Consider the following 16,682-nt stretch of genomic DNA (forward strand, 5'->3'; position numbering starts at 1 on the left):
GAGATGCACAAGCCCCGCAGGGAAATGATCGCCGAAACGCGCGCCAAATTGATTGCCGCGGCCCGGCATGCGTTCGGAACGATCGGTTATGCCGAGGCATCGATGGATGATTTCACCGCATCGGCAGGGCTGACGCGCGGTGCGCTCTATCATCATTTCGGGGACAAGAAGGGGCTTTTGCAGGCGGTTATCGCCGAGATAGACGCCGAGATGGCGGCACGGGTGAATGAGGTTGCAGCGAAAGCACCGACCCGCTGGCAAAGCTTCGTCGACGAATGCACGAGCTACATCGAAATGGCGCTGGAGCCGGAAATCCAGCGCATCATGTTTCGGGACGGTCCGGCCGTGCTGGGGGATCCCGCGCAATGGCCGAACGCCAATGCCTGCGTCGCGTCGATGACCGATCACCTGACGACGCTGCAGGGCGACGGGGTGGTTGTCCCGGGCGTAGACCCCGAGACCGCGGCACGGCTGATCAACGGGGCGAGCAGCCAGGCGGCGCAGCGGATCGCCAATTCGAACGACCCGGAAGCGACGTCGAAGACCGTGGTGGCGGCATTCAAGCAACTGCTCGAAGGATTGTTGAGGAAGGATGCCGGAGCCGCCTGACGACGGCAGGCCGCCGGCAGCGCGCTGCGCATGCCGTATCGTCAAATCAAGGGTTTGTCAGACTTTTCGCATGTTGCCGCCTTGAGGCGTGCGATCGTTGATTTGAGCGGAACTTCGCCCTGTCCGCAAAACGTCTCGCTCATGATCAGCTCGGGCAGCGGCAGCCGCCGCCCCCAGCCATGTGTTTCGAGGTCCGGTTTCGGCGCGAACTCCGAGACACGGCCGACACAGAGATAGGCCACCGGCGTCACATGCTCGGGAATCGACAGAAGGCCTTTCAACGCCTGCGCCTCGATAATGCTGACCCAGCCAACGCCGACGCCTTCGGCGCGCGCCGCCAGCCAGAAATTCTGCACCGCGCAGACCGTGCTGTAGAGATCCATCTCGGGATTGTGCCAGCGTCCCAGCGGCGAACCCTGTGAGCGTCGGCGGTCGCAGGTGATACAGATATTGAGCGCGCTTTCGCAGATGCCTTCCAGCTTGAGCTTGCGGTAGAGCGCCCGCCGCTCTTCCTCGATCGCCGGCAATTCCTGCTCGCGCGCCGCGAGGAACAGGTCGCGCACCTGTTCCCGTCGTTCGGTGCCACGAATGACGATGAAATTCCATGGCTGCATGAAGCCGACCGATGGCGCGTGATGGGCGGCAAGCAGCAGCCGCGCCAAGACCTCGTCGTCGACGGCCTCTGATGTAAAATGGCTGCGAACATCGCGCCGCGTGAACATGGCGCGGTAGACCGCATCGCGCGCCATCTGGTCGAATCCGTCACCCACGGGGATGGTCATATTGTCCGGCATCGCTTGTCCCCTTGCGATTGCAATCAACTGCCGTCCGCCTGACCATGCGGATGACGATGCCTGCCAGGCCGGTCTTCTGGCTCGGGATCAACCCGCATCCGGCGCCTTCCCGTCATCGACAGTGGCATTTACCGGCGCGGTCCCCCTTACAGCGTTGGGCACGCCACGGTATCAAACCGTGTTCCCGATTCTCCCGCTCGTGGCGGGCACCAGGCAGTGGCCGGGACTTTACGACGAAGCCCCTGCGCCGCCAATCCCCGCGGCGACGCGAATGGACGCAGGCGCGATTTTCCCCAGCCATCAGGCCGCAACGCATGGCCATCGCCGCGCCGGGGCACTAGATAGGGGGCATGGCCACTCGTCTCTACACCCATCCGATCTTCCTTGAGCACATCACGCCGCCCGGCCATCCGGAGCGGCCGGACCGCTTGCGCGCCATCGAGCGTGTGCTTGACGAGGAGGCTTTTGCCGCGCTCGACCGCCTCGAGGCGCCACAAGGCGACGAGGCCACCATTCTCTATGCGCATCCCGAGGATTTCGTCGAGCGGGTACGCGCCGCCATTCCCGAGACGGGCATCGCCCGCATCGATGCCGACACAACGGCCAGCCCGAAGAGCTGGCAAGCGGCGATCACCGCGATCGGCGCCGCCAACGCCGCCGTCGACGACGTCTTTGCCGGCAGGGCAGACAACGTTTTCGTCGCCGCCCGGCCGCCCGGCCATCATGCGGAGAAAGCGACGGCGATGGGCTTCTGCCTGTTCAACACGGCGGCCATCGCCGCACGTTATGCACAGCGCAAACACGATATCGAACGTGTCGCCATCGTCGATTGGGACGTGCATCACGGCAACGGCACGCAGGATATTTTCTGGGACGATCCGTCCGTGCTTTACTGTTCGACCCACCAGATGCCGCTCTACCCCGGCACCGGAGCAAAGAACGAAACCGGCGCCGGCAACATCGTTAACGCGCCGCTTGCGCCGCAAACCGGCAGCGAGGCGTTCCGCGATGCCTTCCTGTCGCGCGTGCTGCCCTCGCTCGACAATTTTGCACCCGACCTGATCATCATTTCGGCCGGCTTCGACGCGCATCATCGCGACCCGCTGGCCGAGATCAACCTGACCGAGGATGATTTCGACTGGGCGACCGGCCAGCTCATGCAGCGCGCGGCGCGCCACAGCGGCAACCGGCTCGTCAGCCTGCTCGAGGGCGGCTACGATCTGCAAGGATTGGCATTTTCGGTTGCCGCCCATGTCGGGCGACTGATGAAAGGATGAATGATGGCTGGTGAAACCAACGAAGACGTCAAGGCGATGAGCTTCGAACAGGCTCTCGACGCGCTGGAGAAGATCGTCGATGATCTGGAGCGTGGCGATGTGCCGCTCGACCAGTCGATCAGGATCTACGAGCGCGGCGAGGCGCTGAAGGTGCATTGCGACCGCTTGCTCAAGGCAGCCGAGGACAAGGTGGAGAAGATCAGGCTGTCCCGCGACGGCAAGCCGGTCGGGACGGAGCCGCTGGACGCGGATTGAGGCACGCAGCCGTTACCGGTTTTTGACACGATCATGATTGAGGATAGAACGCATCCCGATTGAAACGGCTCCAGGACAAGAGGAGATACGGAAGCGATGTGCAGAAACATCAAGACCCTGTTCAATTTTGATCCGCCGGCAACCGATGACGAGGTGCGCGATGCAGCCCTTCAGTTCGTCCGCAAGCTGAGCGGAACGACGCGGCCCTCGAAGCAGAACCAGCACGCCTTCGACCATGCCGTCGAGGCCATCGCGGCGTCGGCGCGCGAGCTTCTCGATTCGCTTGAAACCAACCAGCATCCGCGCAATCGCGAGGAGGTTGCGGCCAAGCTGCGGGCGAAGGCGGCGATCCGCTTTGCCTGATCTGCCCAAAGCAGCCATCGGCCGCTGACAAGGAGAGTTCATGAGCTTCTTCCCCGGGAAGGACCCCGAAATAGGCGACGCCTTTGCCAGCGACCAGATCGAATTGATGGTCATTCCGAACGCCAAGGATATTGGCGGTTTTCAGGTTCGCCGTGCCTTGCCGACCGCCAAAAGGCGGCTGGTCGGTCCCTTCATCTTCTTCGACCGCATGGGGCCTGCCATCCTGCACGCCGGTCAGGCGCTCGACGTCCGGCCGCATCCGCATATCGGTCTGTCGACGGTCACCTACCTGTTCGATGGCAGGATCAGGCATCGCGATTCGCTCGGCACCGAAATGGTGATCGAGCCGGGTGACGTGAACCTGATGACCGCCGGCCGCGGCATCGTCCATTCGGAGCGCACGCCGGAAGAACTGCGCGGCGCGCCGATGTCGGTCTCGGGCCTGCAGACATGGCTGGCGCTGCCGGACGGCAAGGAGGAAGTGGCGCCGGTGTTCGAGAACACCGCTGTCGCGCGGCTTCCCGACATCGACGCGGAAGGCGTCAGTGGCCGCATCGTCATCGGCGATTTCCAGGGGCTGCGTTCCCCGGTGCGGGCCGATTCCGAGACGCTCTACGCCGACCTCAGGCTGGCGCCGGGCGCCAGCGTCAAAATCCCGGCCGACGCGGAAGAACGCGCCATCTACACGCTGGAAGGCGAGGTCTCGATTTCCGGCGACGTGTTTCCGGCCGAACGGCTGCTGGTGTTCCGGCCCGGCGACGAGATCGTCGTATCCTCACAGGCCGGTGCCCATTTCATGCTGTTCGGCGGCGCCTCGCTGGGCTCGAAGCGCTACATCTGGTGGAATTTCGTCTCGTCCTCCAAGGCGCGCATCGAGCAGGCCAAGCAAGAATGGAAGACCGGCCGCTTCGACATCGTTCCCGGCGACGAGAAAGAGTTCATTCCACTGCCGGAAGGCTGAGAAAATCGATGAGGGAGCCGGCCTTCCGCGTCATTTGACAGGCATTTACTTTCGCCTGACGGCGGCCTATCCCGCGCATGAACAGAAGCCTGGGCCTACCCGTGAACGCAACGCCGCATACGCCGCTTCTCGACAAGGTCCGCATCCCGGCCGAGCTGCGCACGCTTTCCGAAAGCGAATTGCCGCAACTGGCATCGGAGCTTCGCCTCGAACTGATCGACGCGGTGTCGCGCACCGGCGGTCATCTCGGCGCCGGGCTTGGCGTTGTCGAACTGACCGTGGCGCTGCACTATGTCTTCAACACACCCGATGACCGGCTGATCTGGGATGTTGGCCACCAGGCCTATCCGCACAAGATCCTGACCGGGCGCCGCGATCGCATCCGCACCTTGCGCCAGGAGGGCGGCCTCTCCGGCTTCACCCGCCGCACCGAGAGCGAATACGATCCGTTTGGCGCCGCCCACTCCTCGACGTCGATATCGGCGGGCCTGGGCATGGCGGCGGCCCGCGATCTTGCTGGCGGCCGCAACAATGTCATCGCCGTCATCGGCGACGGCGCCATGTCGGCCGGCATGGCCTACGAGGCGATGAACAATGCCGGTGCGCTCGATGCCCGCCTGATCGTCATTCTCAACGACAACGACATGTCGATCGCCCCGCCGACCGGCGCCATGAGCGCCTATCTGGCGCGCCTGGCCTCTGGCAAGGCCTATGTCGGCCTGCGCGACTTCGGCAAGAAACTGACCTCGTATCTCGGCAAGCGCGCCGACCGTGCCATCACCAGGGCCGTCGAGCACGCGCGCGGCTACGTGACCGGCGGCACGCTGTTCGAGGAGCTCGGCTTCTACCATATCGGCCCGATCGACGGTCATAATCTGGACCATCTGATCCCGGTGCTGAAAAATGTCCGTGACAATGGGAAGGGCCCGGTGCTGATCCATGTCGTCACCCAGAAGGGCAAGGGCTACGCGCCGGCGGAGGCCGCGGCCGACAAATATCACGGCGTCAACAAGTTCGACGTGATCACCGGCGCGCAGGCCAAGGCTCCGGCCAACGCGCCGGCCTACACCAAGGTGTTCGCCGAAAGCCTGATCCGGGAGGCCCAGGAGGACGAGCGCATCGTCGCCGTCACCGCCGCCATGCCGGGCGGCACCGGGCTTGACCTGTTCGGCGAAGTGTTCCCGGCCAGGACCTTCGATGTAGGCATCGCCGAGCAGCATGCGGTGACGTTCGCGGCCGGCCTCGCTACCGAAGGCTACAAGCCGTTCGCGGCGATCTATTCGACCTTCTTGCAACGTGCCTACGACCAGGTCGTGCACGACGTGGCGATCCAGAAATTGCCGGTGCGCTTCCCGATCGATCGCGCCGGCTTCGTCGGCGCCGACGGCGCCACTCATTGCGGCGCCTTCGACACCACCTTCCTTGCCTCCCTGCCGGGCTTCGTCGTCATGGCGGCGGCCGACGAGGCGGAACTGCGCCACATGGTGCGCACGGCGGCAACCTACGATGACGGCCCGATCGCCTTCCGCTATCCGCGCGGCAATGGCGTCGGCGTCGAGATGCCCGATCGCGGCTCGGTGCTCGAAATCGGCAAGGGCCGCATCGTCAGGGAAGGCAGCAAGGTGGCGCTCCTGTCCTTCGGCACGCGCTTGCAGGATTGCTTGGTCGCGGCCGAGGAACTGGGCGCGGCCGGGCTTTCGACCACCGTCGCCGATGCGCGCTTCGCGAAGCCGCTCGACGAGGATCTGATCCGGCGGCTGGCCCGCTCGCACGAGGTTCTGGTCACGGTGGAGGAGGGCGCCATCGGCGGCTTCGCCAGTCACGTTTTGCAGTTCCTCGCCCATGAGGGCCTGCTGGAAAGCGGCCTGAAAGTGCGCCCGCTTGTGCTGCCGGACATGTTTGCCGACCACGCCAAGCCGGAAAAGATGTATGCCGATGCCGGTCTCGATGCCGCCGGCATCGTCCATACGGTTTTCACCGCCCTCGGGCAGGCGGCCCACGCCCAGCGCGCCTGACTCGACACATCAAGCGTTTTGAATCGGTTTGCCGGCTCGATGTCGTAACGCATTGTTGACATTGCTGTTTGGCGTTTTGCTTACCGTGTCTCTTGCCCGTTTTTCAACGGCACGCTGCTAGGTTCTGGCCAGGCAGGGAGACAACAAAAGTGAAGACGCTTCTATGCGGTATGGCGATCCTGACCGCCATCGCAGCGCCGGCCATCGCCGGAACGCGCTACGACCGCAATCTCGAGAAGGCGGCCGCGGATATAGTCGCCAGCAGGATGGGGCATATCAGGGGCGGCTTCTCCTACAAGCAGCTGCCGCAGCTTATTGTCCCGCCGGACGCCGCATCGGCATCCGCCGCGCCAGTCGAGCGCCCGCGCAGGGAAGTTGCCCGCGATCGGGATGACGGCCTGTCTCCCGCCGTCGAACGGCAGGCTCCCCGCACCATCTTCTGATCTCGCCCAAATCAAACCACCCAAATCAAAACCACATGTCGCGCACGCAGCGGCCATCGCGCGGCAGATCGTCGTAGGTCTCGAGACCGTCGAAATGGTCGATCGGCAGGTCGGCCACGGCTTCCGGCGGCGCAAGCCTTACATTGACGGCGATCCGCGTGCGGCCGGACTCGGCTGGGCGCAAACCGCGCCAGGCAAGCACGCACGCACATGTCGGGCAGAACAGGATCTCGAGCATGGGTTCGGCCTTGCCGGCACGTTTATAGCTTTTTATCGGCCCCACGACGCGGATACGTTCATCGACAAAGTCGTAGGCCCAGAGCGTGCCGTAACGTCGGCACAGCGTGCAGTTGCAAGCGGTGATCGGCCCGGGATCGCCCTTCAAGGTCCAGTGGGCCGCACCGCAATGGCAGGTTCCCGTAAGCATCCGTCCTCCTTCGCCTTCGGCAGCAAAACGGCGTTTCTTCCTTATCATCGTGGCCGACCTGATGCGATATGCGACTGGCCGCGAGCGGCTCTCTGCGGTCGCTGCCCTGCGGCGATTTTGCTTCTCCTGCTCCAATCTCCTTGCCTTCGCCGCCGGCTTTCGCCAAGGAAGACCGATGAATTTTCCCCGGCCAGCCAGCACGCGCCAGCGGCTCGACGATCTGCTCGTAGCGCGTGGGCTGTTTTCCAGCCGCTCGCGTGCACGTGACGCGATCGAACGTGGTACGGTAACGGTTGATGGCGTCATTGGCCGCAAGCCGGGTCAGGCCGTGCAACCGGAATGCGTCATCGCCGTTGATGACCCGGCCCAAGGCTATGTCTCACGCGCGGCGCTGAAGCTGATCGCCGGGCTCGACCATTTCGGCCTCGATCCGGCCGGCTGTGAGGCGCTCGACATCGGCGCCTCGACCGGCGGATTCACCCAGGTCCTGCTCGAACGCGGCGCGACCCATGTCACGGCGATCGATGTCGGTCACGGACAGATGCATGCTGATATCGGCAAGGACGCGCGCGTGACGGTCATCGAGGGGCTGAACGCCCGCGATCTCTCAACCGCCGATCTTGGCGGCCGCAGTCCGGACTTCATAGTCTCCGACGTCAGTTTCATTTCACTGAAACTGGCCCTGCCGCCTGCGCTTGCCATCGCCAAGCCCGGTGCCGCAGCGATGTTTCTGGTCAAGCCGCAGTTCGAGGCGGGTCGCGAGGCGATCGGCAAGGGCGGCCTGCTGAAAGACCCCTATCATGCCGCCCGTGTCGCCGGCTTGCTGCAGGATTGGCTGGATGCCGTGCCCGGCTGGCGCTCGCTCGGCTTGCATCTGTCGCCAATCGAGGGCGGTGACGGCAATCGCGAATTCCTGCTTGGTGGGGTCAAGGACCGATGAGTGCACGCTTCACCATCAAAAAGCTTGGCGCCCAGGGGGATGGCATCGCCGACACCGAAAGCGGCGATCTGTTCATTCCTTTCACGCTGCCAGGCGAGGTCGTCACCGCGGCGCGTGAAAGGGATCGCGCCACGCTGATGGCGCTGATCGAGGCCTCGCCCCTGCGCATCGAACCCGCCTGCCGCCATTTCGGCGAGTGCGGCGGCTGCGCCCTCCAGCATTTGGAGGCGCAAGCCTATCAGCAGTGGAAGCGCGAGAAGGTCGTGCATGCGCTGAGAGGCATCGATTGCGAAATAGGCGGTCTGGTCGCCTGCGCGCCGCACACGCGCCGCCGCGTCGTGCTCGCCGCCAGGCGCACCGAAACAGGCATGCTGCTCGGCTTCAATCGCCATCTGTCGCCGGAAATCATTTCCATCTCCGAATGCCCGATCTCGCTGCCTGGGATCGTCAACGCGCTCGACAGCTTGAGGGCACTCGCCGAATTGATCTGCGCCACCCCGAAATCGTTTCGCATGGCAGTCACAGTGACGGGTTCCGGCCTCGACGTGGCGGTGCATGAATCGGGCAAGCTCGGCGAAAACCAGCGCCGCATCGCCGCCAATTTTGTCATTGCGCAGGGCTTTGCCAGACTGTCCATCGATGACGAGATCATCATCGAGCCGAAGAAGCCTGTCGTCATGTTCGGCAGCGTTGCCGTCGCGGTGCCGCCGGGCGCCTTCCTGCAGGCGACGGAGGCAGCCGAACGGACCATGGCCGATATCGTCGGCGGACATCTGAAACGTGCCAAAAAAATTGCCGATCTCTTCGCCGGCTGCGGCAGCTTCGCCCTGCGGTTGGCCGCGAGATCGGAAGTGCATGCGGTGGAGGGCGATGCGGCCGCACTTTCGGCGCTCGATCGGGGTTCACGCTTCGCCACCGGCCTGAAACGCGTGACCGGCGAGCGCCGAGACCTGTTCCGCCGTCCGCTGACGTTCAAGGAGTTAAACGCCTTTGATGGCGTTGTCTTCGATCCGCCCCGCGCGGGCGCGGAGGATCAGTCGAAGCAGATCGCCCGCTCGGATGTTCCATTCGTTGCCGCGGTCTCCTGCAACCCGGTGACGCTCGCGCGGGATTTGCGCATCCTCATCGACGGCGGCTACGCGGTGAAAAGCGTGACGCCGATCGATCAGTTTCTGTGGTCGCCCCATGTCGAGGCTGTTGCCTTGCTGGAGAAGCCGCGGAAAAGACGCTAGGCGCTTAGCCCTGCTCAGCGAGACCGGCAGCGTCATGCAGTCTGCCCCGAAATCCCAGCCAGGTTTATCGCTAAAGTTGTGGATCATCGCCACTGCGGTTGAATCTGCCCCTCAAAAAGGCATATCCAAATTGGGATAGGGGGAGAAGATGATTTCACCAGGCTTTGTTGCCGAGATTTTTGGCTCGGCTCTCATCATGGCGCTCACCGGTGCGGTGCTCGCTTGGATCTTGAGAAAATTCACGCGTGTGGGGCTGGTGCCATCCTATGCGCTAGGCGTCGCGGTCATGACGTTTGTCGGCGCTGCGCTCTATGTCTCCGGCCATGATGGGACCGTCGACTACCTGAGTGCATGGACCCGGTACGCGATCGGCGGCGTTGTCGGTTTCCTGATCCTGTACGCTACGTCGCGCCGGTCTGTGAGCAAGACCTAGCAGACTGGCCACGAGGCGGCTTCAAACCCTTGTGCCGCCGACCGTCATCTGGTCCATCCTGAGGTGCGGCTGGCCGACGCCGACCGGCACGCCCTGTCCAGCCTTGCCGCACATGCCAATGCCGTTGTCGAGCTTCATGTCGTTGCCGATCATCGAAACGCGGTGCATGGCGTCGGGCCCGTTACCGATCAGCATGGCGCCCTTGATCGGCTGCGTCACCTTGCCGTTCTCGATCATGTAGGCTTCGGTGCAGCCGAACACAAATTTTCCGGAGGTGATGTCGACCTGGCCGCCGCCGAAGGAGACGGCATAGATGCCGTTCCTGACCGAGGCGATGATCTCGTCCGGCTCCATGTCGCCCGATGTCATGTAGGTGTTGGTCATGCGCGGCATCGGCTGGTGCGCGTAGCCCTCGCGCCTTCCGTTGCCGGTGGCCCGCATGCCCATCAGCCGGGCGTTCTGGCGATCCTGCATGTAACCGACCAGCTTGCCGTCCTCGATCAGCACGTTGCGCGCCGAAGGCGTGCCTTCATCGTCGACGGTGAGTGACCCGCGTCGTTCCGCGATCGTGCCGTCATCGACGACGGTGACGCCCTTTGCCGCCACCTGCTGGCCCATCAGGCCGGCGAAAGCCGAAGTTTTCTTGCGGTTGAAGTCGCCTTCCAGCCCGTGGCCGACGGCCTCGTGCAGCATGACGCCGGGCCAGCCGCTGGAGAGCACGATGTCGAACGTGCCGGCCGGCGCCGGTACGGCTTCGAGATTGACCAGCGCCTGGCGCAGCGCCTCCTTGGCGGCGTGCTTCCAGCTGTCCTCGACGAGGAAGTCGCCGAACGCCTTGCGTCCGCCCATGCCGTAGGAGCCGCTTTCCTGGCGGTCGCCGTCGCCGACCACCACCGACACGTTCACCCTGACCAGCGGCCGGATGTCGCGCACCACCTGGCCGTCGGCGCGCACGATCTCGACATGCTGCCAGGACGAGGTCAGCGATGCCGAGACCTGGCGCACGCGCGGATCCTCGGCGCGCAGCCATGCGTCGACTTCCTGCAACAGCTTCGCCTTGGCCTCGAAGGAAGGGGAGGGGATCGGGTTCTCATCGCCATAGAGATGGCGGTTGGTGCGGGCGGGCGCGGCGGCAAGCGTTCCGGAATAACCGCCCTTAACGGTCGAGACGGCGTCAGCCGCGCGTCGCAGCGAAGCCTCGGACAGGTCGCTGGAGTGGGCATAGCCGCTGGCTTCGCCGGCAACCGCGCGTAGGCCGAAACCCTGGTCGGTGTTGAAATTGGCCGTCTTCAGCCGACCGTTGTCGAACATCAGCGCTTCGCTCTCGCTGTATTCGACGAACAACTCGCCATCGTCGGCGCCGTTGATGGTCTCTGCGACGATCTCCTTGACGCGATCGTCGGAAATATCGAATTGGCCGATAAGGCTGTTCATGGCGTATGTCCGTGGATGAATGGTTATATCCGGGATGTAGGCGCGAAGCCGCGCCCAGACAATCGCCAATCGTCATTCAAATGCAGGGCGGCGGCGTCCCGGATCTATCCCAGGTCCGGAAAACCTATCGTTGATCGGCAGCTCCCGGGTCGAGGCGCGGGAGTCTACGGCAGGGCCGCAAATCCGTCAGCAAAACCCTTGAGGTCCACCGGGATGCCGATGCCTTCTTCTGGCGTCTGGAAGACGATGAACGTGGCCGACGTGCCGGTCTTCAGCGTATCGAGCAGCGGCTTCTCGAGAATGACCTCAGCGTAGCAGCCGTCCTGGAAGCAGCGCACGAAATAAGCGCGGCCGATATCCTTGCCGTCGACATTGAGGCCGAGCCCGTTGGGCAAGAGCACGCCGAGCGGCGCCAGCACGCGCAGGATCTCCGCCTTGTTGTCGGCGGTGCGCAGCACCACGACCGACAGCCCCATCTCGGGGCGGTCCTCGGCGACGACGTTCTGCATCATCACGCATTGTTCGGACGTGGCGCCGGCCGGCGTGTCGCAGATGATCGACCACGCGCCATGGGTCGAGCGCACCGTGCCGCTCGGCTGGGCCGCGTTGGCCTGGCCGGCGGCCGACAAGCCGGCGACGGACAAGGCGGCGAGAAAGATGACCTTCGCCAAGGGGCTCGAAAGCCCAAATCCCGACAGCCAAGAGTTCATGACGGCTCCATTGCGAATCACGGCACTTTAAGCCGCGCCAAAGCCAAGTAAAGGACGAGACAGCGGCCGAGCCGCCACGAAAATGCCCATGCGGCGCTTTTCCTAGCCAATTTCGCCCGAATTACGACGCCAGGCGCGCCGGCCGGCAGGAAGCAGCCGATCCGTTGAACATAGCCGATTCGCCATGGCGGCCGCCGCCTTCAAAGATGCATTCCGGCTTGCGCGCAAAAATGCCGCACGGTTTCCTCCGCTCCTTTCTTGCGGAGGGAAAAAGAGTATGGTTTGAACCAGCTTGAGACAGTCGGGATTCCCGTCCCGGCATTGTTCGTTATTCTCGTGGACACAGCCGCGAGGAACTGGGAGACGAAGAGGGCGATGAGAAATTTCCTGGCAAACGCCAAGCTTCCAGCAAGTGCCAAGTTTCTAAGCGCTTGTGCCGTTACCACGTTTTTCGCCGGCACGGCCGCCCATGCCGATCAGCCCGTCGAGTGGGAGACGACCTTCCAGGCGCCGGCAACCGACATGATGCGCCAGATCGAGTGGTTCGGAAACTACACGATGTGGTTCATCATCCCGATCACCGCCCTAGTATTGGTCCTTCTGATCTACTGCATCGTGAAATTCCGCGCGAGCGCCAACCCGGTTCCGTCCAAGACCAGCCACAACACGCTGATCGAGGTGATCTGGACTGTCGGTCCCGTCGTCGTCCTGCTCTGCCTCGCGATCCCGTCGTTCCAGCTCTTGACCGCGCAGTACACGCCGCCGGAAGAAGCTAAGCTCACCGTCAAGGCGACGGGCAACCAGTGGAACTGGGATTACGAATACCAGACCGACAACACGCTCTCGTTCAACTCGGCGATCCTCCAGGATGGCGACCGTGCCGCCGCCGGCAAGGAAGATCGCAAGGTCTATCCGCGCCTGCTTGCCGTCGACAACGAGATGGTGGTGCCCGTCCACACGATGACCCGGGTGCTCGTCACCGCGACCGACGTGATCCATTCCTTCGCCATGCCGTCCTTCGGCATCAAGATCGATGCCATTCCCGGCCGCACCAACGAGACCTGGTTCAAGGCGGAGAAGGAAGGCCTCTACTACGGCCAGTGCTCGCAGCTCTGCGGCAAGGACCATGCCTTCATGCCGATCGCCATCCGCGTCGTCTCCGACGCGCAGTTCAAGACCTGGCTGGCTGCGGCCAAGACCGATCTGCCCGGCGCCAACAAGACGCTGATGGCCGAGATCGATGGCCAGAACAAGGTAGCGGCCGCCGGCAACTGATGCCGCGGGTTAGCAAGATTTAGGGAACGGAGCGGAACATGGCAGACGCTGCAGCTCACGACAGGCACGACCACAAGCCTTATCATGGTTGGGTGCGCTGGGTTTATTCGACCAACCACAAGGACATCGGTACGCTCTACCTGATCTTCGCGATCATGGCCGGCATCATCGGCGGCGCGCTGTCGGTCGCCATCCGCATGGAGTTGCAGGAGCCTGGCATCCAGATCTTCAGCGGCCTGGCGCAGATGGTCTACGGCATGAACGGTGACGCCGCGATCGACGGCGGCAAGAGCATGTACAACGCCTTCGCCACGGCGCACGCGCTGATCATGATCTTCTTCATGGTCATGCCGGCCCTGATCGGCGGTTTTGCCAACTGGATGGTGCCCATCATGATCGGCGCCCCGGACATGGCGTTCCCGCGCATGAACAACATCTCGTTCTGGCTGCTGCCGCCGGCTTTCATCCTGCTGCTTATCTCGATGTTCGTGCCGAGCGCGCCTGGCGCCTACGGCGTCGGCGGCGGCTGGACGCTCTATCCGCCGCTTTCGACCTCCGGTCAGCCCGGTCCGGCCATGGATCTGGCGATCCTGTCGATCCACATCGCCGGCGCGTCCTCGATCCTGGGTGCCATCAACTTCATCACCACCATCTTCAACATGCGCGCGCCAGGCATGACGCTGCACAAGATGCCGCTGTTTGCTTGGTCGGTGCTGGTCACCGCATTCCTGCTGCTGTTGTCGCTTCCGGTCCTTGCCGGCGGCATCACCATGCTGCTTACCGACCGCAATTTCGGCACGACCTTTTTCGCTCCCGATGGCGGCGGCGATCCGCTGCTGTTCCAGCACCTGTTCTGGTTCTTCGGCCATCCGGAAGTGTATATCCTGATCCTGCCGGGCTTCGGCATCATCAGCCATATCGTCTCCACCTTCTCGCGCAAGCCGGTGTTCGGCTATCTCGGCATGGCCTACGCCATGGTCGCGATCGGCGCGGTCGGCTTCATCGTCTGGGCGCACCACATGTACACGACCGGCCTGTCGCTCGACACGCAGCGCTACTTCGTCTTCGCCACCATGGTCATCGCGGTGCCGACGGGCGTGAAGATCTTCTCCTGGATCGCGACGATGTGGGGCGGATCGATATCGTTCAAGCCGCCGATGCTGTGGGCGCTGGGCTTCATCTTCCTGTTCACGATCGGTGGTGTTACCGGGGTTCAGCTGGCCAATGCCGGTCTCGACCGGTCGCTGCACGACACCTATTTCGTGATCGCGCACTTCCATTACGTGCTGTCGCTGGGGGCGGTGTTCGCCATCTTCGCCGGCTGGTACTACTGGTTCCCGAAGATGACCGGCTACATGTATTCGCCCGTCATCGCCAACACCCATTTCTGGGTCATGTTCGTCGGCGTCAACCTTGTCTTCTTCCCGCAGCACTTCCTCGGCCTTGCCGGCATGCCGCGCCGCACCATCGACTATCCGGACGCGTTTGCGGGCTGGAACATGGTGTCGTCCTACGGTTCGTACATTTCGGCCGTCGGCGTGGTGATCTTCCTCTATGGCGTGTTCGAAGCCTTCCAGAAGAAGCGGATCGCTGGCGCCAATCCATGGGGCGAGGGCGCAACGACGCTGGAATGGCAGCTGCCGTCGCCGCCGCCGTTCCACCAATGGGAGCAGCTGCCGAAGATCAAATAAGGCGGCAGCCCGGAATCGAAACCGCCGGCCTGCCGGCGGTTTCGGCCAAACGGAATATGGATTTGAGTACGCATGGCCCTTGTCGACGAAACCAGCATTGACGAAGCGGGCTTCCGCATGTCGGAAGCGACGGCGGGTGATTTCTTCGCCCTCCTGAAGCCGCGCGTCATGTCGCTGGTGGTGTTCACCGCCTTTGTCGGACTGGTCGCGGCACCCGTGACCATCAATCCGCTGCTGGCGGTGATCGCGATCCTGGCTATTGCCATCGGGGCTGGTGCCTCCGGCGCGCTCAATATGTGGTACGATGCCGATATCGACGCGGTGATGACACGCACCGCCACCCGCCCGGTGCCGGCCGGCCGCATCCAGCCCCACGAGGCGTTGAGCTTTGGGTTGGTGCTTTCGGTTTTGTCGGTGATGACGCTCGGCGTGCTGGTCAACTGGCTGTCGGCGGCGCTGCTGGCCTTCACCATCTTCTTCTATGCCGTCGTCTACACAATGTGGCTGAAGCGCTGGACGCCGCAGAACATCGTCATCGGCGGTGCTGCCGGCGCCATTCCGCCCGTGATCGGCTGGGCCGCGGTGACCGGCACGGTCAGCCTGGAGAGCGTCGTCCTGTTCCTCATCATCTTCCTGTGGACGCCGCCGCATTTCTGGGCGCTGGCGCTGTTCAAGTCGCAGGATTATGAACGCGCCGGCATCCCGATGATGCCCAATGTCGCCGGCCCGGCGTCGACCCGCCGTCAGATCTTCGCCTATGCTCTGGTGCTGGCCCCGGTCGGTGTGCTGCCGTGGCTGCTTGGCTACACCACGCCGTTCTATGGCGTGGCTGCCCTGCTGCTCGGGCTCGGCTTTGTCTGGTATGCGTGGAAAGTGCTTGGCATGTCCGACGACGATCGCGCGATGAAGCCAGCCAAGGCGTTGTTCGGCTATTCGCTGCTCTATCTCTTCGCCATCTTCGCCGTCTATCTCGCCGACAGCGTCGTCGAACGTGCACTTGCGGTGGGTGGAGCATGAGCATGATCGAAGACAAGCTCGAAACGGTCACCTTGACCGAACGCCAGCGGAAGGCCCGGCGCAACCGCTCGGTCGCCATCGGCGTAGCCTTGGCCGTGCTGGTCGTTATCTTCTATATCGCGACGATCGTGAAGTTCGGTCATAACCTCTCTGGCACGATGTGAGGCGGGAGATGGGTGTCGACACGAGCGCCAAACCGGCCGGGCACAACAGCAACCGCCTTGTTGCGGCCGTCTGCCTTGCCTTCTTCACCGGCATGATCGGCATGGCCTATGCCGCGGTGCCGCTGTACAAGATGTTCTGCCAGGCGACAGGCTATGGCGGCACGACGCAACGCGTCGAGAAGCAGTATGCCGGCCGCGTGCTCGATCGCGAGATCACCGTCCGCTTCGATGCCAATATCGCCGGCGTGCCGTGGGATTTCCAGCCGGTCCAGCGCTCGATGACCATGAAGATCGGCGAGACGGTGCAGGCGCACTATCAGGCGACCAACAAGTTCGATCGCCCCATCACCGGCCGCGCCACCTTCAATGTCCAGCCTGAACTGGCGGGTCCCTATTTCAACAAGGTCGAATGCTTCTGCTTCACCGACACCACGCTGAAGCCCGGCGAAACGCTTGACATGCCGGTCCTGTTCTACGTGGACCCCGATATCGTCAACGTGCCGGAACTGAAGGACGTGAAGACGATCACCCTGTCCTACACGATGTTTCCGGTCGAGAAGAACAAGCCGGTCGCATCGTCGGAGCCGGTCCAGGGCAACAGCAAGACAATTTCAAATACCGAAGGAAATCTCGGGGGTTGAT

General features: G+C 63.4%; 19 protein-coding genes and 1 riboswitch. Of the genes, 15 read left to right on the plus strand and 4 right to left on the minus strand.

Annotated elements, in window-relative coordinates; genetic code table 11:
* The first annotated feature begins 3 nt into the window (after positions 1–3).
* A complete protein-coding gene (locus FJ490_RS01440) occupies positions 4–609 on the plus strand; it encodes a TetR/AcrR family transcriptional regulator (protein ID WP_140498058.1) in 606 nt (201 codons plus the stop codon).
* 41 nt (positions 610–650) lie between these two features.
* Here the strand turns inward: FJ490_RS01440 and bluB are convergent, their stop codons facing one another.
* Positions 651–1,403, minus strand: a complete 753-nt coding sequence (gene bluB / locus FJ490_RS01445) for a 5,6-dimethylbenzimidazole synthase (protein WP_140520811.1) — start codon at positions 1,401–1,403, stop codon at positions 651–653.
* 48 nt (positions 1,404–1,451) lie between these two features.
* Positions 1,452–1,632: riboswitch (cobalamin riboswitch) on the minus strand.
* 121 nt (positions 1,633–1,753) lie between these two features.
* Here bluB and FJ490_RS01450 point away from each other — a divergent pair.
* From FJ490_RS01450 to FJ490_RS01475, 6 genes are all read left to right on the plus strand, one after another.
* Positions 1,754–2,680: a histone deacetylase family protein gene (locus tag FJ490_RS01450; protein WP_140728133.1), complete on the plus strand. Its 927-nt coding sequence runs from the start codon at positions 1,754–1,756 to the stop codon at positions 2,678–2,680.
* A gap of 3 nt (positions 2,681–2,683) precedes the next feature.
* On the plus strand, positions 2,684–2,935 hold the full coding sequence (locus FJ490_RS01455; RefSeq protein ID WP_140498064.1) for an exodeoxyribonuclease VII small subunit: 252 nt from the start codon (positions 2,684–2,686) through the stop codon (positions 2,933–2,935).
* Positions 2,936–3,031: 96 nt separating this feature from the next.
* Entirely contained in the window at positions 3,032–3,298 is a 267-nt protein-coding gene (locus FJ490_RS01460) for a DUF2277 domain-containing protein (protein WP_140551052.1), read from the plus strand.
* A 40-nt stretch (positions 3,299–3,338) separates the two neighbouring features.
* Positions 3,339–4,259: a pirin family protein gene (locus FJ490_RS01465; protein WP_140728134.1), complete on the plus strand. Its 921-nt coding sequence runs from the start codon at positions 3,339–3,341 to the stop codon at positions 4,257–4,259.
* Between the two features lie 77 nt (positions 4,260–4,336).
* Entirely contained in the window at positions 4,337–6,274 is a 1,938-nt protein-coding gene (gene dxs, locus FJ490_RS01470) for a 1-deoxy-D-xylulose-5-phosphate synthase (RefSeq protein WP_181165150.1), read from the plus strand.
* A 149-nt stretch (positions 6,275–6,423) separates the two neighbouring features.
* A complete protein-coding gene (locus FJ490_RS01475; protein ID WP_140514815.1) occupies positions 6,424–6,717 on the plus strand; it encodes a hypothetical protein in 294 nt (97 codons plus the stop codon).
* 25 nt (positions 6,718–6,742) lie between these two features.
* Here FJ490_RS01475 and FJ490_RS01480 read toward each other — a convergent pair whose 3' ends face one another.
* Complete coding sequence (locus FJ490_RS01480) at positions 6,743–7,144, minus strand: GFA family protein (RefSeq protein WP_140655750.1); 402 nt, start codon at positions 7,142–7,144, stop codon at positions 6,743–6,745.
* Positions 7,145–7,319: 175 nt separating this feature from the next.
* On the opposite strand from FJ490_RS01480, the gene FJ490_RS01485 reads away from it, so the two are divergent.
* The 3 genes from FJ490_RS01485 to FJ490_RS01495 all read left to right on the plus strand — a co-directional run bounded on the left by FJ490_RS01485 (position 7,320) and on the right by FJ490_RS01495 (position 9,749).
* Positions 7,320–8,084 (plus strand): TlyA family RNA methyltransferase, encoded by a 765-nt coding sequence (locus FJ490_RS01485; protein WP_140514818.1) that lies wholly within the window; start codon positions 7,320–7,322, stop codon positions 8,082–8,084.
* A complete protein-coding gene (locus FJ490_RS01490) occupies positions 8,081–9,316 on the plus strand; it encodes a class I SAM-dependent RNA methyltransferase (RefSeq protein WP_140564261.1) in 1,236 nt (411 codons plus the stop codon). Before FJ490_RS01485 ends, FJ490_RS01490 begins: the two co-directional genes overlap by 4 nt.
* 148 nt (positions 9,317–9,464) lie before the next feature.
* Positions 9,465–9,749: a hypothetical protein gene (locus FJ490_RS01495; RefSeq protein WP_140655752.1), complete on the plus strand. Its 285-nt coding sequence runs from the start codon at positions 9,465–9,467 to the stop codon at positions 9,747–9,749.
* Positions 9,750–9,770: 21 nt separating this feature from the next.
* On the opposite strand, the gene tldD is transcribed toward FJ490_RS01495, so the two are convergent.
* Entirely contained in the window at positions 9,771–11,183 is a 1,413-nt protein-coding gene (gene tldD, locus FJ490_RS01500; RefSeq protein ID WP_140514821.1) for a metalloprotease TldD, read from the minus strand.
* A 164-nt stretch (positions 11,184–11,347) separates the two neighbouring features.
* A complete protein-coding gene (locus tag FJ490_RS01505; protein WP_140494976.1) occupies positions 11,348–11,893 on the minus strand; it encodes an invasion associated locus B family protein in 546 nt (181 codons plus the stop codon).
* A gap of 258 nt (positions 11,894–12,151) precedes the next feature.
* Here FJ490_RS01505 and coxB point away from each other — a divergent pair, with 258 nt between their 5' ends.
* From coxB to FJ490_RS01530, 5 genes are all read left to right on the plus strand, one after another.
* Positions 12,152–13,168: a cytochrome c oxidase subunit II gene (coxB, locus tag FJ490_RS01510; protein WP_181165149.1), complete on the plus strand. Its 1,017-nt coding sequence runs from the start codon at positions 12,152–12,154 to the stop codon at positions 13,166–13,168.
* A gap of 38 nt (positions 13,169–13,206) precedes the next feature.
* Positions 13,207–14,859, plus strand: a complete 1,653-nt coding sequence (ctaD, locus tag FJ490_RS01515) for a cytochrome c oxidase subunit I (RefSeq protein ID WP_140655758.1) — start codon at positions 13,207–13,209, stop codon at positions 14,857–14,859.
* Positions 14,860–14,931: 72 nt separating this feature from the next.
* Entirely contained in the window at positions 14,932–15,876 is a 945-nt protein-coding gene (locus tag FJ490_RS01520; RefSeq protein ID WP_140494970.1) for a heme o synthase, read from the plus strand.
* Positions 15,877–15,878: 2 nt separating this feature from the next.
* Positions 15,879–16,040, plus strand: a complete 162-nt coding sequence (locus FJ490_RS01525) for a hypothetical protein (protein ID WP_140494968.1) — start codon at positions 15,879–15,881, stop codon at positions 16,038–16,040.
* Positions 16,041–16,048: 8 nt separating this feature from the next.
* On the plus strand, positions 16,049–16,681 hold the full coding sequence (locus FJ490_RS01530) for a cytochrome c oxidase assembly protein (RefSeq protein ID WP_140514826.1): 633 nt from the start codon (positions 16,049–16,051) through the stop codon (positions 16,679–16,681).
* The last annotated feature ends 1 nt before the right edge of the window (position 16,682 follow it).

This window comes from Mesorhizobium sp. B2-5-11, assembly GCF_006440835.1.
Lineage (GTDB): Bacteria > Pseudomonadota > Alphaproteobacteria > Rhizobiales > Rhizobiaceae > Mesorhizobium.

What these genes read in the sequence shown, in the direction of transcription:
- FJ490_RS01440 (WP_140498058.1), top strand. Translation starts at nt 4, where the DNA reads ATGCACAAGCCCCGCAGGGAAATGATCGCCGAAACGCGCGCCAAATTG.
- bluB (WP_140520811.1), bottom strand. Translation starts at nt 1,403, where the DNA reads ATGCCGGACAATATGACCATCCCCGTGGGTGACGGATTCGACCAGATG.
- FJ490_RS01450 (WP_140728133.1), top strand. Translation starts at nt 1,754, where the DNA reads ATGGCCACTCGTCTCTACACCCATCCGATCTTCCTTGAGCACATCACG.
- FJ490_RS01455 (WP_140498064.1), top strand. Translation starts at nt 2,684, where the DNA reads ATGGCTGGTGAAACCAACGAAGACGTCAAGGCGATGAGCTTCGAACAG.
- FJ490_RS01460 (WP_140551052.1), top strand. Translation starts at nt 3,032, where the DNA reads ATGTGCAGAAACATCAAGACCCTGTTCAATTTTGATCCGCCGGCAACC.
- FJ490_RS01465 (WP_140728134.1), top strand. Translation starts at nt 3,339, where the DNA reads ATGAGCTTCTTCCCCGGGAAGGACCCCGAAATAGGCGACGCCTTTGCC.
- dxs (WP_181165150.1), top strand. Translation starts at nt 4,337, where the DNA reads ATGAACAGAAGCCTGGGCCTACCCGTGAACGCAACGCCGCATACGCCG.
- FJ490_RS01480 (WP_140655750.1), bottom strand. Translation starts at nt 7,144, where the DNA reads ATGCTTACGGGAACCTGCCATTGCGGTGCGGCCCACTGGACCTTGAAG.
- FJ490_RS01485 (WP_140514818.1), top strand. Translation starts at nt 7,320, where the DNA reads ATGAATTTTCCCCGGCCAGCCAGCACGCGCCAGCGGCTCGACGATCTG.
- FJ490_RS01490 (WP_140564261.1), top strand. Translation starts at nt 8,081, where the DNA reads ATGAGTGCACGCTTCACCATCAAAAAGCTTGGCGCCCAGGGGGATGGC.
- FJ490_RS01495 (WP_140655752.1), top strand. Translation starts at nt 9,465, where the DNA reads ATGATTTCACCAGGCTTTGTTGCCGAGATTTTTGGCTCGGCTCTCATC.
- tldD (WP_140514821.1), bottom strand. Translation starts at nt 11,183, where the DNA reads ATGAACAGCCTTATCGGCCAATTCGATATTTCCGACGATCGCGTCAAG.
- FJ490_RS01505 (WP_140494976.1), bottom strand. Translation starts at nt 11,893, where the DNA reads ATGAACTCTTGGCTGTCGGGATTTGGGCTTTCGAGCCCCTTGGCGAAG.
- ctaD (WP_140655758.1), top strand. Translation starts at nt 13,207, where the DNA reads ATGGCAGACGCTGCAGCTCACGACAGGCACGACCACAAGCCTTATCAT.
- FJ490_RS01520 (WP_140494970.1), top strand. Translation starts at nt 14,932, where the DNA reads ATGGCCCTTGTCGACGAAACCAGCATTGACGAAGCGGGCTTCCGCATG.
- FJ490_RS01525 (WP_140494968.1), top strand. Translation starts at nt 15,879, where the DNA reads ATGATCGAAGACAAGCTCGAAACGGTCACCTTGACCGAACGCCAGCGG.
- FJ490_RS01530 (WP_140514826.1), top strand. Translation starts at nt 16,049, where the DNA reads ATGGGTGTCGACACGAGCGCCAAACCGGCCGGGCACAACAGCAACCGC.